Source organism: Actinosynnema sp. NPDC050801, from assembly GCF_040673975.1.
In the GTDB taxonomy this organism is placed as follows: domain Bacteria; phylum Actinomycetota; class Actinomycetes; order Mycobacteriales; family Pseudonocardiaceae; genus Actinosynnema.
In genome coordinates this window covers 194,659-208,158 of the sequence record NZ_JBFAQZ010000002.1, presented here as the reverse complement: position 1 = coordinate 208,158, position 13,500 = coordinate 194,659, and the positions used below count along the sequence as shown (strand labels likewise).

The window sequence follows — 13,500 nt, the reverse complement described above, 5'->3', positions numbered from 1 at the left end:
TCCTACGTTCGCGTCCCGCGAGTCCTACGTTCAGGACCCCCGAGTTCAACGCTCGGAACGCGCCACCAGGGACCACAGGTAGCTCAGCGGTTCACCGTCGGGCTCGTCGCGCCCGGCGAACTCGGTGACCAGTTCCAGCAGCCGGGTGTTGAGCTCGGCCTGGGACGCCGCGCCGAGGCGCAGCACCCCCCTGGCGGTCTCCCGGTTCGCGTCCGGCCCGGCTTCCAGCACCTCGGCGCGGTGCGCGGCGAGCATCGCCAGGTCCACCCGCTGGGCCAGGCCCTCCCCCGCCACGTCGACGAGCCCGAGCCGCCACGTCCGGCCGGTCGCCCGGTAGGGCCGCTCCAACGCGCCGCGCGCACCGCTGCGCACCGGGTCGGCGGCCAGGAACCCGGCCTTAACCAACGCCCGCACGTGCCGCAGCACGGTCGCCGGCGCGACGTCGAGCCGGTCCGACAGCTCCTTGTTGGTCAACGCCCGGTCCCAGCACAACCGCAGGACCCGCCAGCGCAACGGGTGCGCGAGCGCCTTCAGCTCCTCGACCGTGGCGTCGCGGGCGGGGTGATCGGGCAGGACCGGCACGCCGAAGAGGCTAACCCACCCGCTCTTGCCGCGACGGTCACCGATTTGGTTCACTGCTACCGATTGCACAAAGTGAAATCACTCGGGGGTGCCGGTGGGCAGCACGGTGGCGGACGAGGTGGAGCCGGGCAGGACGGCGGGTCACGCGGGCGACCGGCGGCGGGATCGCGGAGGTGGGACGGTGAGCTGGACCGACTTCGAGTGGCTGTACGGCGCCGACCCCAGCCCCGACGGCAAGGGCGTGGCGTACGTGAGCGACGCCTCCGGCCGGCCGCAGCCCTGGGTGCTGCCGCTGGACGGCGAAGCCCGGCACATCGAGGTCGCCGGGTCCGTCAACCGGTGCGCGTGGCGACCGGACGGCGCGCGGCTGCTGGTGCTGACCGACCCCGACGGCGGCGAGGACCACCGGCTCGCCGAGGTGGACCCGGTGACCGGTGACGTCGAGTGGCTGGTCGCCCAGGACGGCGTGCGGTGCGAGATCGGCGTGCCCTTCGGCAGCACCGGGCGCCCCTACAACGCCGACGGCACCCTGCTCGCCTACGCCTCCAACGCACGCGACCCCGAGGTGTTCGACGTGCTGGTGCGCGACCTGCGCACCGGTGACGAGCGGATCGTGCTGCACGGCGACGACCGGTACCTGCCGATGGGCTTCTCGCCCGACTCGCGGCTGCTGCTCGTGCTGCGGCTGCACCAGCAGACCGAGCAGGACCTGTTCGCGTGCGACCTGACCGACGGCGCGGTCCGGCTGCTCACCCCGCACGACGGTCCGGCGAAGTACCACCCGGTCGCGTGGCTGCCCGACTCCACCGGCGTCTACCTGTGCACATCCCAGGACCGTGACTTCCTCGGCCTCGCGGTGTTGTCCCTCGACGGCGGGCTGAGCTGGATCGACACGCCGGAGTCCGATGTGGAGGGCGCCGCGCTCGCACCGGACGGCACGCGGCTGGCGTGGGGCGTCAACGAGGACGGGTACACCCGGCTGCGGTGGGCGGACGTGGGCGGTCCGGCCGCCGACGTCGTCGGGCTGCCGCGCGGTGTCGCGGTCACCGAATTCGGCCTCGACGGGTTCGCCCCGCGCTTCACGCCGTCCGGCGAGCTCCTGGTGCAGCTCGGCCGGCCGGACGCGGCGACCGACCTGTTCCTGGTCGACCTGCCGCGCGGGGTGGCCCGGCAGCTGACCGACTGCGGTGCGGGTCTGCCGTCGCCGATCGTGCCGCCGACGGTGGTCCGCGCGGTCGGCGCGGACGGGCTCACCGTGCCGTGCCTGCTCTACCGGCCGCCGTCGGCGAGCGCGGAGCACCCGGCGCCGGTCGTGGTGACCGTCCACGGTGGACCGGAGGTGCAGTCGCTGCCGCTGTTCCAGCCGGTGGTGCAGGCGTTGTTGCACCGCGGGATCGGTGTGCTCGCGCCGAACTTCCGCGGGTCGTCCGGCTACGGGATGCGCTACCAGCGGTTGATCTACCGCGACTGGGGCGGCGGTGACCTGATCGACCTGGAGGCGTCGGTCCGGCTGCTGGACGACGTGCCGTGGGCCGACGCGACGCGGGTCGGCGTGCACGGCGCGTCCTACGGCGGGTTCGCCGCGCTGGCGTGCCTGACCCTGCTGCCGCACCTGTGGCGGGCGGGTGTGAGCGAGTGCGGGCCGTCGGACCTGCTCAGCGACATCCGGTCGTTCCCGCCGACCTGGCGCAAGCGGGCGGTGGACTGGATCGGCGACCCCGACGACCCCGCCGACGTGGCCCGCCTCACCGAGCGCAGCCCGCTGGAGAACGCCGAGCGGCTCCGCGCGCCGGTGCTGATCATGCACGGGGAGAACGACAAGAACGTGAACCCGCAGGAGTCCGAGCAGATGTACCGCAGGCTGCGTGAGCTGGACAAACCGGCACGGCTGGTGCTGCACCCCGGGGTGGGGCACGGCATCGACCGGGCCGGGCTCGCCGACACGGTCGACCTGATCGTCTCGTGGTTCGCCGAGCACTTGGCGCTGACTACCGCATAGCAACTCCACAGGCGGCCCACAGGAACCGGCGTCATGGTGGACGGCATGACGCCGATCCACGACCGCGGCCTCGCCTTCGACCTGGCCACCTTGACCCGCAGGCGGGCCCTCACGCTGCTGGGCGGCGTGGGGCTCGCCTCGCTGACCGCGTGCGCCACCGGCGGCGACCCGACCGGCACCACTGCGTCCACCACTGCGTCCACCACTGCGTCCACCACCGCGTCCACCACCGCCGCCGACTGCGGCGACGTGATCCCCCGGGAAACCGCCGGACCGTACCCCGGCGACGGGTCCAACGGCCCGAACGTGCTCACCCGGTCGGGCATCGTGCGCGGCGACATCCGCACCAGCTCTGGCACCGGTTCGCGCACCGCCGAGGGCGTGCCGCTGCGCATCGAGCTCACCGTGCTGGACAACAGGTCCGGGTGCGCGCCGTACGCGGGCGCGGCGGTGTACCTGTGGCACTGCGACATCGACGGCAAGTACTCGCTGTACTCCTCCGGCGTGACGGAGGAGGACTACCTGCGCGGCGTGCAGGAGGCGGACTCGTCCGGCGGGCTCGCGTTCACCAGCGTGTTCCCCGCCGCCTACGCGGGCCGGTGGCCGCACATCCACTTCGAGGTCTACCCGAGCCTGGCCGAGGCGACCAAGGCGGGCACGAAGATCACCACGACCCAGCTGGCGCTGCCCGAGCAGGTGTGCAAGGCCGTCTACGGCACCACCGGGTACGTGCAGAGCGTGCGCAACATGGCGCGGACCTCCCTCGCGGACGACAACGTGTTCCGCGACGGGCACGACGAGCAGCTGGCCGACGTCACCGGTGACGTCGACTCCGGCTACACGGCCTCGCTCACGGTCAGGGTGTGAGGGTCAGCAGCAGGTGCAGCCCGACCAGCAGGCCGCACGTGACGGTGTGCACGACCGGGTTGTGGGCGAGCAGCGCGGCGAACTCCCGCAGGAACGCGCTGGGCAGGAAGTACCACGCCGTGGGCGCGCCGATGATCTGCATGCGCAACCGCAGCCGGCGGGCCAGCACGGCGGCGCGGAAGACGTGGAAGTTGTTGGTCACCGCGACCGCCCGACCGGTCCAGCCCCGCTCGACGAGCAGCTCGGCGCTGTACTTCAGGTTCTCCTCGGTCGTGGTCGCCCGGTCCTCCGGCACGATCAGCTCGTCCGGCACGTCGCGCCGCAGCAGGTAGTCCCGCATCGCCGCCGCCTCGGACACCACCTCGCCCGGCCCCTGCCCGCCGGAGACGACGAGCAACGGCGTGCGGCCGGCGGCGACCTCCCGCCGGTACAGGTGGAGGCCGCGATCCAGCCGCGCGGCCAGCAGCGGCGGCACGCGGTCGCCGATCAGGCCCGCGCCGAGCACGACCACGGCGTCGAAGCCCGTGCGTCGGCCGACGCTGCCGTACACGATCGAGTACAGCAGGAGGCTGACGAACAGGAACGCGACGTAGGCCGCGACGATCAGCAGCGACCCGATCACGGCGTCCACCACGGGTCCGGTGTGCGCGGTGGCGAACCCGAACGCGACGACGACGCCGAAGATCGCGAGCCCGGCGAGCAACGAGAGCAGGTTCGCCAGGCCGAAACCCTCCCGGCGCACCATCAGCACGCCGTTGGCGATCAGCGCGCCCGGCAGCACGAACCCCAACCCCAGCAGCACGACCACGACCGCGTACCCGACGACGACGGCGGACCACCCGCCGTTCACCGAGGCCCGGAACACCAGCCACAGCACGAGGAACACCAGCGTCACGCCGAGCCACACCGCGTTGCCCAGTCGCCGCCGGTCGCGCAGCACGCCGACCACGAGGAACAGGGCGGTCACGAGCGCCGCGATCCCGAAGATCATGCCGGCCAATGTAGACGGCCCGCGGTCACGCCAGGTCCGCGTCCTCCAAGTGCCCGCCCTCCGGGCCCTCGTCCGCCGGGTCCTCCTCCGGATCCCCGTCCGCCGGGTCCCCCTCCCGCTCCGCCGCCTCCCGGTCCGGCAGCACGGTGGCGAGGTAGGAGCGCAACGCGGCGGTGGTGCCGACGTCGCGGCCCGCGTTCTCGGACAGGAACCAGCGGTGCACCAGCACCTCGTGGAACAGCTCCGCCGGCGCGAGCACGCCGAGCAGATCGGGTGGGACGGCGGCGACGACCGGGTCGTAGACCTCGTTGCGCCACAGGTGCCCGGCGGTGGTCTCGGGCACCGGGGCGCCGTCGCGCTGCTCCAGGTACGCGCGGAACGAGCGCAGGTCGTTGAGCAGGCGGCGGGCCTGGCCCTCCTGCGCCTCCAGGCCGGTGAGCTTGAACAGCTCGCGCCGGCTCTGGCCGATCTCGGCGACCCGGATGTCCACCCGCAGCCGCGCGCCGCTGTCAGAAGTGACGAGCTCGACCTCGCCGACGTCGAAGCCGAGGTCGTTGAGCCGGCGCAGGCGCTCGGCGACCCGGTAGCGCTGTTCGTCCAGGCGGAAGAACTCCTCGCGGGTCACCTCGTCCCACAACGCGGCGTAGCGCTCGGGCACGCTGTCGGCCACCACGACCGGGTCGATGTCGGCCGGCAGCAGACCACCCGCTTCGAGGTCCATCAGCTCCCCGCCGATGCGCTCGCGGGCGAGGTCCACGTCGTAGGTGCGCTGGCCGTCCGACAGCTGCGGGTGGCGCTCGACGGTCTCGGCGTCGACCAGGTACGCGGCCAGGTTGCCCGCGTCGAGCCGGAACAGCGTGTTCGACAGCGAGCAGTCGCCCCAGAACGTGCCGGACAGGTGCAACCGCACCAGCAGTTCGACCAGCACGTCCACCAGGCGCTCGGCCGAGTGGTCGCCGCGCGGGCTGGAGAACAGGTAGCGGTAGGACATGGAGTGGTCGAGGTAGCGGGTGACCAGGATGGCCTGCTGGTCGTCGGGGCGGTCGACGCACAGCCCGAGCACCGACACCGAGGGCATCCCCTCCCCCTCCAGCTCACCGAGCACGGCGTACTCGTGGCGGGCCAGCGCCTCGGAGATCTCCTTGAGCGCGTACACGCGCCCTTCGCTGGCCACGAACCGCACGACGTGCCGCGAGATGCCCCGCTGCGGGACGGTCAGCAGCAGCTTCTCGTCCCACTCCTCCAGGGGCTGGGCCCACGGCAGGGCGAGCAGTCCACCGGCCTCGGTGGCGGGTGGGCGGAAGAGGAATCGCATGTGCTCCCCGTGGCTGGTGCGCGGACGACGCCGAAGCTACCTCGTCACGACGCCGTCCAGCCACGCGATGTGTCCTGGTCATCACGATCCAGAACGGTCCGCGGCCGACCCCCCGGTGCGACTGCGGACCGCACGGCCCGGTCAGGCGCTCTCCAGTCGCTCGATCCGCTCGACGAGCGGCTGGAGCTCCCGACGGACCACCGCGGTGATCGCGGCGGTCTGGTCGGGCCGCGCCGCCGTGGCGGCCTGGAGGTGCGCGAGACCGCTCAACGCCGCCACCACGGCCTGGCGGGCGCCGCGCGGGTCGACGCCCAGGCCGCGCAGCACCCGGCCCGCCGAGCCGTCGGGTTCGGCGACGAGGCCGATCAGCAGGTGTTCGCAGCCGACGTAGTCGTGGCCCAGGGTGAGCGCCTCGGTGACGGCCAGTTCCAGCGCGGCGGCGGCCGTGGTGCCGTACGCGGTGGGTGCGGCGTCGCCGGACCGCTCGGGCAGGCGGACCCGCTCCGGGTCGACGTCCATCGCCCGCAGCACGCGCAACGCCAGGTTCGCCCCCTCCTCCAGCACGCCGCCGAGCAGGTGCCCGGTGCCCACGGTCGCCGAACCGTCCGCCCGGGCGCGGTCGGCGGCCAGCCGCAGCACGGTGCGCAGCCGATCGGTGAACCTCGACTGCCGGGCCGCCGCGTCCTGCGTCGCCGGCTCGTCCAGCCTGATCGCCCTGATCGTGCCGATCCGCCGCACGGCCTGTTCCAGCGCGCGCTGGCACACCGCCGACACGGGCACGCCCGCCTCTTTCACCTGCTCGGACAGGTCGTCGGGCAGGTAGACGTTGATCTTCGGCACGGTGCCCGACCCCCTCGGATTTCTATAACCCCATTCATACCCCCTAGCAGGGTTATACACAAGCTGTGCCGCAGGTCACACCCATGTGGTTCAACGTGGCGCGTCCTCTCAAGGGTTTCCCGAACGCAACGCGAAACCGACAGCGGCAGAAGGGGGCGACGTGCCGGACGACGACTACGACCAGTTCGTCACCGAACGTCTTGATCGACTCTTGCGCTACGCCACGGCCTTGACGTGCGACAAGCACCTCGCCCAGGACATCGTCCAGGACGTGCTGCTGCGCGCCCGGCAGCGGTGGGCGCGGATCGGGGCGGTGGACGTGCCCTACCTCTACGTCAAGCGGATGGTGACCAACGAGTACTTGTCGTGGCGGCGGCGTCGGGCGGCCAGGGACGTCTCCTCCACCCACGTCTCGCTGGACGACCTGGCGCCCGCGGTCGCCGACCCCGCGATCCGGCACGCCGAGCGGGACGCGATGCGCGCCCGGATCGCCGTGCTGCCGCGCAAGCAGCGGGCCGCGCTGGTGCTGCGCTACTACGAGGACAGCACCGACGCGGAGATCGCCGAAGTCCTGGGCTGCACGGAAGGCACCGTGCGCAGCCACATCTCCCGCGCGCTGCACAAGCTCCGGGTCAACGAGAAAACGCCGTCGGAGGTGCTGCGATGACCGACCACGAAGCTCTCATCCGGGAGGCCATCGCGGCCGAGGCCGACCAGGCCGTCGACCACCGCGCCGTCCTCGCCGAACTGCGGCGCAAGCGGTCCCGGCGGCGGCCGATCGCGCTGTTCGCCGCGGCCACCCTGACCGTCGCCGCGGCGGCCGTCGCGGTCATCGTGCCGCTGGCGGTCGACCGGACGGCCTCGGCACCGCCGGCCAAGCAGGTGGCGCCCGCCTCGAACGCGCGGACCGTGCTGCTGATCGGCACGGACGGCGGCGGGAACACCGACTCGATCGTGCTGGTGCGGATCGCCGCGGACACCCCGGTCAGCGCGGTGTGGCTGCCCCGGGACGCGTTGGTCGACCTGCCCGGCGTCGGCGTGGACAGGCTGAACTCCGCCTACGCCCGCGGCCGTGAGGTCGGGGGCGGTCAGGCGGGCGCGGAGGCGTTGGCGCGGGCGGTCGAGTCGCTGACCGGCGTGGCGGTCGACCACCACGCCGAGATCGACGTGGCGGGTGTCGCCGCGCTGTCCGACGTGGTGGGCGGGGTGGACGTCTGCCTGCGCAAGCCGGCCCGCGACCACCTCTCCGGCGTCGACCTGCCCGCCGGGCGCATCCTGCTGGGGGGACAGCAGGCGCTGGCGTTCCTGCGGCAGCGCAACGGGCTGCCCAACGGCGACCTGGACCGGGTCATGCGGCAGCAGGTGTTCCTGCGCGCCTTGGCGGCGAAGGTGGTCGGCGCGCAGGACCCGGCGCTGGTGGCGCGGGTGGTCGAGGCGGCGCGGTCCACCGTGCGCACCGACCCGGGCCTTGAGCTGCTGGAGTTCGCCCAGCGGATCACCCCGACCATGCGGACCGCGATCATCCCGCTGGGCGCTGAGGTCGACGTGGAGAACGGCACGGGCCCGGTCCGGGGCCATGCGGTCGACCCGGCGGCGGTCCGGGCGTTCGCGGCGGGTTTCTTCGCCGACGGCGCCGCCGACACGCCCACCGGCGGGTTCACCGAGCCGCCGGCCGCCACGCAGACCCAGTCACCCGGCGAGCAGGAGTCGGAGCGCGGCTGCGTGAGCTAGCTACAGCGGTACTGGCTACAGCGGTAACGGCTCGGTGATCTGCAGGCCGGCGTCCACGCTCGCCACCAGGAGTTCCGCCTGGTGCGGTGAGTGGACGCCGGCCCAGCCGCGCAGCGGGCCGAGGAAGTCGACCAGGTCGCGCTGGGCGGCGCGCAGCATCGCCGGCAGGGCGCGCCTGGGCAGGTCGACGTGCGGCACGTCGAGCCCTTCGTCCACCCACACGCGGACGACGTCCTCGCCCACGTACTCGACCCGCGGCGCGGGCGGGTGACCGAGGTCGACCGGCGCGCGGTGCAGCGCGCCGAGCCACGTGCGCCACTCGAACAGGTCGGTGCCGCCGGGTTCGGCGCGCACGCCGTCGTCGCCGTCGAGCAGCAGGCCGCCGCGCGCGAACAGGCTGTCGAAGCCGATCAGCTCGTGCACGGCCGCGTCCGCGTTCCGCGCGCCCCGGCCGCCGCTGTGCAGGTACAGCGTGCAGAGCACGGCGCCGACCTCGTCGTGGTCCACCGTCCCGTCGAGGTGCAGCCACGGGCCGTTGCCACCGGCCACCGGCCACAGGTCGAAGTTCTCCGGCACGTACCTGGCGATGACTGGCGAGAACCGGGCCACGTTCCCGAGGCTAGTGGCGAACCGCCCCGGCGACAGGGGCCGCCGGGGCGATCGTGGTTCTCCAACTGCCGGTAGGGCCAGCCCTACCCCTGGTCGGCCCGCCAGACCTGGTACTCGCGCATCCCGTAGAGCAACGGCAGGTGGCCTTGTTCCTGCGCGACTTGGAATGCCTCGCCGAACACCACCGTGTGGTCGCCGACCGCCTCGGTCCGGCTGACCTTGCAGTCGGCCACCGCGTGCGCGTCCTCGACCAGGTGCGGGCCGCCGGCGCTGGGTGGCAGGTGCCACGGGATGAGGTCGAACCGGTCCGGTGCGCCGGAGGCGAACAACTCCGCCACGGCCTTGGCGTTGCCGTGCAGGAAGTTCACCGCGAACGCGCCGCGGGCGAGCACGGCGTCCAGGGTGGGGCTGCCGTTGCGCAGGCAGACCAGCAGCGTCGGCGGCGACAACGTCACGCTGCACACCGACGAGACGGTCATGCCGCGCGGCGAGTCGTCCTCGGCGGTGGTGGTGATGATGGCGACGCCGGTCGGGAAGTGCGACATCAGGGTGCGGAACTCGGCGATCTCGATCGCGGGCAGCGACTGGGTCATGACCTGCTCCCGGGCAGCTCGGGGACCGGCACGCGCTTCGGGGCGCGGGTGCGTTCGATGAGGGAGAGCAGTGGACCGGTCATGCCGGTCGTCACCAGCGCCATCACCACGAGGGCCAGGAACAGCTGCACGGAGAGCAGACCGGCGCTGTACCCGGCTTGCAGCACGACGATCTCGGTCAGGCCGCGGGTGTTCACCAGCACGCCGACCGTGATCGAGGTGCGCCGGTCCTGACCGGCCAACCGCCCGCCGAGGTAGCCGCCGCCGACCTTGCCGACGACGGCGAGCGTGATGGCGATCACGATGGCGGCCCACGGCACCGAGCCGCGCGGCGCGTTCGCCACGCCCATGCCCGCCACCACGAAGAACACCGGCACCAGCAACCGGCCCAACCCCATGACTGGCCGCACGACCTTCGCCCACGCGCCGCCGGGGATCGCGAGGCCGACCACGAACGCGCCGAACACGGCGGTCAGGCCCCAGTGCTCGAACTGGAACGCGACCAGCAGCGCCAGCGCGGCGACGGCGGCGCCGGTGGCGCGGGGGAAGCGCTCGGCGGTCGACATGGGCACCCGGCCGCGCAGCAGGATCCGGCCCACCACGGTCACCGTGACGCCGAGGGCGACCAGGACCAGGGACACCACGACGCCGCCGGAGATGCCGACGGCCACCACCAGCAGCACCCACGCCGCCGAGTCGGTGACCACGGCCGCGGCCATGGAGAGCTTGCCCGCCGGGCTGTCGACCATCCCGCGGTCCTCCAGCACCCGGGCCAGCACGGGCACGGCGGTGACGCTCAACGCGACCGCGACCATCAGCACGAGCGCCGGTGTGGGGGCGTCGCCGCGCAGGTCCGGGGCGGCCGCCCAGATCACCCACGCGGCCATCGCCAGGCCGGTCAGCAGGGCGGGCACGAACGAGCCGGCGGTCACCCAGCCGACCGCGCGTGCGCCGGGCACGGAGCCGCCGTGCCGCAACTCGTGCGCCACGCCGACGAGGAACAGCACCAGGCCGATCTGGCCGATCACCTTCAGCGGGCCCACCACGTCGGTGGGCAGCACCGCCGCCAGGGTCGGCGCGCCGCCGACCGCGAGCACCGCGGGCACCACCAGGATGCCCGCCAGGATCTCGCCGATGACCTCGGGTTGCCGCGACGCGCGTGCCGCGAGCCGGCCCAGGTACGCCGCGACCAGCACGACCGCCAGGACGGCGACCACGTGCCCCGCGCGCAACAGGATGTCGCTCATGGTCGCGCCCCCGGTGATCCGAAGACGTCATGCCTGGTCATCGACAGCGCGCGGCTGCCCGCGAAGTTGGGGATGCGCATGTGCACGGCCAAATCCCTTCTCACCGGTCGGTGGTGCCTTCTGCGGTCGTGTCGATCAGCTCGGCGACAGGTGGAGCCCTGTGCGGTCGTGTCGATCGGCTCCGCGACGGGTGGTGCCGTCGGCGGTGGGTGTCGAGCGGCTCTGCGGTGGGTGCCGCTCAGCCCTGGGGTTGGTGCCCGACGAGGTTGAAGAACACGTCGTCGAGGGTCGGGCGGCGCAGCGCGAAGTCGGCGACGTCCACCCCCGCGTCCCTGAGGGCGACGGCGGCGGCGGCGATGCCGTCCATGCCGTCGCGCAGTTGCAGCTTCACCAGGCCCTTGGCCGGGTCGGTGGTCGGCTCGTCCACGGCCAGCGGCGCGAGCACGCCCACCGCCGCGGGCAACCGGTCGGGCAGCGCGACGGCCACCTCCAGCCACTCCTGGCCGACCTTGCGCTTGAGCTCGTCCGGCGTGCCGTCGGCGATCACCTGGCCGGCGGCGATGACCACGATCTGGTCGGCCAGGTAGTCGGCCTCTTCGAGGTACTGGGTGGTCAGCAGCACGGTCATGCCCTCGGCCACCAAGCCGCGCACCGTGTTCCACAGCGACTGCCTGCTGGCCGGGTCCAGGCCGGTGGTCGGCTCGTCCAGGAACAGCACCTGCGGGTGGCCCACCAGGCAGCTGGCCAGGTCTAGCCGGCGGCGCATCCCGCCGGAGTAGGTGCCCACCGGGCGGTCGCCCGCGGCCACGAGGTCGAACCGCTCCAGCAGCTCCTGCGCGCGCCGGCGCGCGCCCGCACCGCCCAGGTGCAGCAGCCTGCCCAGCAGCACCAGGTTCTCCCGGCCGGTCAGCAGCTCGTCCACGGCCGCGTTCTGCCCGGCCAGCCCGATCCGGCGGCGCACCTCGCGCGGCTCCCGCACCACGTCGAACCCGGCGACCTTGGCCTGCCCGCCGTCCGGCACGAGCAACGTGGCCAGCGCCCGCACGGCGGTGGTCTTGCCCGCGCCGTTGGGACCGAGCAGCCCGAGCACCGAACCCGTGCGCACGGACAGGTCGATGCCGCGCAGGGCCTCGGTCTTGTCGTAGGTCTTGCGGAGTCCGGTGACTTCGATGGCGAGGTCCATCAGCTCGCCCTGCTCTCGCCGGCGCCCGCCTCGCGCAGGCTGCGGGGGCGCATGTCGGTCCAGTTGTCCTCCACGTAGGACAACGCGGCCTCACGGGTGGACTCGGCGAGCGCGACGGTCCACCCGGCGGGGACCTCGGCGAACGCGGGCCAGAGGCAGTGCTGGCCCTCGTCGTTCACCAACACGAGGAACCTGCCGTCCTGATCGTCGAAGGGGTTCGTCATTCGGTTCTCCGTACCCTCGGGCGGATGGGGGACCCCAGTTGGTCAATGCTTTCGGCCCGCGCTGACCGGGCGCTGACAGATGGGTGATGCGGTGGAACGGCGGTCGTGCTCAGGACCGCGGCGACAGCCGCACGGGCAGGCTGCTGTAGCCGTAGACGAAGTTGGAGTACAGGCGGGTGGGCGGTCCTTCGACGTGGATCTCCGAGACCAGGTCGCGCAGGCCTTCCAGCACCGACGACACGTGCGCGCGGCCCAGGTAGGCGCCGACGCAGAAGTGCGGCCCGAAGCCGAACGCGATGTGCCGGTTGGGCGTGCGGCCCAGGTCGAACCGCGCCGGGTCCTCGAACACGTCCTCGTCGAAGTTCGCCGAGCTGTTCCACATGGTGACCACGTCGCCCTCGCGGATGGTCCGACCACCGAGCTCGACGTCGGTCACCGCGCGCCGGCCGAAGTGCATCGCGGGCGTGGTCCAGCGCAGGACTTCCTCGGTGGCGGTGGAGAGGGAGACGTCGCCGTTCTTCAGCGCCCGCCACTGCTCGGGGTGTTCGGCGAGGGCGAGGATCGCGCCGATCGACGACATCCGGCTCGACTCGTCCGCGCCCAGGATCAGGCTGTAGGAGTTGAACACCACCTCGTCCTCGGCCAGCGGCTCGCCGTCGATGAGGCCGTTGGCCAACGCGCTGAGCACGTCGTCGCCGGGGTTGCGGCGGCGCTGGTCGGCCAGGTCGCTGAAGTAGAGCAGGATCTCGTTGCGGGCCAGCCACTCGTCCATCTGGCTGTCCTCGGAGCTGATCCGGCTCAACGTGCGGTTGTTCCAGTCGACGAGCTTCGCCCGGTCCCCGGCGGGCACGTCCATCAGGTCGCCGATGGTGTTGATCGGGATGTGGTCGGCCACGTCGGTGGCGAAGTCGCACGACCCGCGCTCGATCACCTCCGACAGCAACGCCCTGGTGCGCTTGCGGACCTGCTCGGCCACGGACTCCAGGAACCGCGGCGAGAACGACTTGAGCATCAGGTTGCGCACCGAGCGGTGCCGCTCCCCGTCGGTGACGGCGAGCATCTTGCCCGACGCGGAGTCGTTGCCCTGCAACAACGTGGTGAGCACGTTGCCGCGCTCGGACGTGAGCCGCTTGTTGTCCTTGTAGGCGGCGACGCAGTCGGCGTGGCGGGTCACCGCCCAGAAACCGGGGTTGTCGCCGCGCGGTTCGTTCCAGTGCACCGGGCTCTCCGCGCGCAGGCGGCGCCACAGCTCGGGCAGGTCCACGTCCAGGAACGTCTGCGGGTCGGCGAGGTCGAGGGTGGCCGGATCGGCGATCATT

At 72.7% G+C, this 13,500-nt stretch carries 14 protein-coding genes; 4 read left to right on the top strand and 10 right to left on the bottom strand.

Translation table 11 applies throughout. The features are described 5' to 3' along the window. Window positions 1-45 precede the first annotated feature (45 nt). Window positions 46-582 carry a winged helix-turn-helix domain-containing protein gene (locus tag AB0K14_RS05785; protein WP_360447876.1) on the bottom strand — a complete coding sequence of 179 codons (537 nt, stop codon included), beginning with the start codon at window positions 580-582 and terminating at the stop codon, window positions 46-48. Between the two features lie 181 nt (window positions 583-763). Here AB0K14_RS05785 and AB0K14_RS05780 point away from each other — a divergent pair, with 181 nt between their 5' ends. Both AB0K14_RS05780 and AB0K14_RS05775 read left to right on the top strand, forming a co-directional pair. Next, the gene (locus AB0K14_RS05780) at window positions 764-2,581 is read left to right on the top strand and encodes a prolyl oligopeptidase family serine peptidase (RefSeq protein ID WP_360447874.1); all 1,818 of its coding nucleotides are present in this window, start codon (window positions 764-766) and stop codon (window positions 2,579-2,581) included. Between the two features lie 45 nt (window positions 2,582-2,626). Further along, window positions 2,627-3,448: an intradiol ring-cleavage dioxygenase gene (locus AB0K14_RS05775; RefSeq protein ID WP_360447872.1), complete on the top strand. Its 822-nt coding sequence runs from the start codon at window positions 2,627-2,629 to the stop codon at window positions 3,446-3,448. Here AB0K14_RS05775 and AB0K14_RS05770 read toward each other — a convergent pair. The 3 genes from AB0K14_RS05770 to AB0K14_RS05760 all read right to left on the bottom strand — a co-directional run bounded on the left by AB0K14_RS05770 (window position 3,438) and on the right by AB0K14_RS05760 (window position 6,594). Further along, window positions 3,438-4,439, bottom strand: a complete 1,002-nt coding sequence (locus AB0K14_RS05770; protein WP_360447870.1) for a YdcF family protein — start codon at window positions 4,437-4,439, stop codon at window positions 3,438-3,440. The two genes, AB0K14_RS05775 and AB0K14_RS05770, sit on opposite strands and share 11 nt — an antisense overlap. 25 nt (window positions 4,440-4,464) lie before the next feature. Further along, window positions 4,465-5,754 (bottom strand): DUF4032 domain-containing protein, encoded by a 1,290-nt coding sequence (locus AB0K14_RS05765; protein WP_360447868.1) that lies wholly within the window; start codon window positions 5,752-5,754, stop codon window positions 4,465-4,467. A gap of 141 nt (window positions 5,755-5,895) precedes the next feature. Next, window positions 5,896-6,594, bottom strand: a complete 699-nt coding sequence (locus AB0K14_RS05760) for a Clp protease N-terminal domain-containing protein (protein WP_360447866.1) — start codon at window positions 6,592-6,594, stop codon at window positions 5,896-5,898. Window positions 6,595-6,754: 160 nt separating this feature from the next. On the opposite strand from AB0K14_RS05760, the gene AB0K14_RS05755 reads away from it, so the two are divergent. Next, a complete protein-coding gene (locus AB0K14_RS05755; protein ID WP_360447864.1) occupies window positions 6,755-7,261 on the top strand; it encodes a SigE family RNA polymerase sigma factor in 507 nt (168 codons plus the stop codon). After that, on the top strand, window positions 7,258-8,325 hold the full coding sequence (locus tag AB0K14_RS05750) for an LCP family protein (RefSeq protein WP_360447862.1): 1,068 nt from the start codon (window positions 7,258-7,260) through the stop codon (window positions 8,323-8,325). Before AB0K14_RS05755 ends, AB0K14_RS05750 begins: the two co-directional genes overlap by 4 nt. A gap of 15 nt (window positions 8,326-8,340) precedes the next feature. Here AB0K14_RS05750 and AB0K14_RS05745 read toward each other — a convergent pair whose 3' ends face one another. The 6 genes from AB0K14_RS05745 to AB0K14_RS05720 all read right to left on the bottom strand — a co-directional run bounded on the left by AB0K14_RS05745 (window position 8,341) and on the right by AB0K14_RS05720 (window position 13,499). Next, entirely contained in the window at window positions 8,341-8,934 is a 594-nt protein-coding gene (locus AB0K14_RS05745) for a hypothetical protein (protein ID WP_360447860.1), read from the bottom strand. Window positions 8,935-9,017: 83 nt separating this feature from the next. Then, window positions 9,018-9,527: a flavin reductase family protein gene (locus AB0K14_RS05740; RefSeq protein ID WP_360447858.1), complete on the bottom strand. Its 510-nt coding sequence runs from the start codon at window positions 9,525-9,527 to the stop codon at window positions 9,018-9,020. After that, window positions 9,524-10,774, bottom strand: coding sequence for a cation:proton antiporter (locus AB0K14_RS05735; protein ID WP_360447856.1), 1,251 nt, complete (start codon window positions 10,772-10,774; stop codon window positions 9,524-9,526). Before AB0K14_RS05735 ends, AB0K14_RS05740 begins: the two co-directional genes overlap by 4 nt. 238 nt (window positions 10,775-11,012) lie before the next feature. After that, window positions 11,013-11,957, bottom strand: coding sequence for an ATP-binding cassette domain-containing protein (locus AB0K14_RS05730; RefSeq protein ID WP_360447854.1), 945 nt, complete (start codon window positions 11,955-11,957; stop codon window positions 11,013-11,015). After that, a complete protein-coding gene (locus AB0K14_RS05725) occupies window positions 11,957-12,181 on the bottom strand; it encodes an MbtH family protein (protein WP_360447852.1) in 225 nt (74 codons plus the stop codon). The genes AB0K14_RS05730 and AB0K14_RS05725 overlap by 1 nt, the downstream gene beginning before the upstream one ends. A gap of 109 nt (window positions 12,182-12,290) precedes the next feature. Next, complete coding sequence (locus AB0K14_RS05720) at window positions 12,291-13,499, bottom strand: cytochrome P450 (protein WP_360447850.1); 1,209 nt, start codon at window positions 13,497-13,499, stop codon at window positions 12,291-12,293. Window position 13,500 lies beyond the last annotated feature (1 nt).

Bases quoted from the DNA above. Each gene is read 5' to 3' on its own strand.
- AB0K14_RS05775 (WP_360447872.1), top strand. From the start codon at position 2,627: ATGACGCCGATCCACGACCGCGGCCTCGCCTTCGACCTGGCCACCTTG.
- AB0K14_RS05770 (WP_360447870.1), bottom strand. From the start codon at position 4,439: ATGATCTTCGGGATCGCGGCGCTCGTGACCGCCCTGTTCCTCGTGGTC.
- AB0K14_RS05765 (WP_360447868.1), bottom strand. From the start codon at position 5,754: ATGCGATTCCTCTTCCGCCCACCCGCCACCGAGGCCGGTGGACTGCTC.
- AB0K14_RS05750 (WP_360447862.1), top strand. From the start codon at position 7,258: ATGACCGACCACGAAGCTCTCATCCGGGAGGCCATCGCGGCCGAGGCC.
- AB0K14_RS05740 (WP_360447858.1), bottom strand. From the start codon at position 9,527: ATGACCCAGTCGCTGCCCGCGATCGAGATCGCCGAGTTCCGCACCCTG.
- AB0K14_RS05735 (WP_360447856.1), bottom strand. From the start codon at position 10,774: ATGAGCGACATCCTGTTGCGCGCGGGGCACGTGGTCGCCGTCCTGGCG.
- AB0K14_RS05730 (WP_360447854.1), bottom strand. From the start codon at position 11,957: ATGGACCTCGCCATCGAAGTCACCGGACTCCGCAAGACCTACGACAAG.
- AB0K14_RS05725 (WP_360447852.1), bottom strand. From the start codon at position 12,181: ATGACGAACCCCTTCGACGATCAGGACGGCAGGTTCCTCGTGTTGGTG.
- AB0K14_RS05720 (WP_360447850.1), bottom strand. From the start codon at position 13,499: ATGATCGCCGATCCGGCCACCCTCGACCTCGCCGACCCGCAGACGTTC.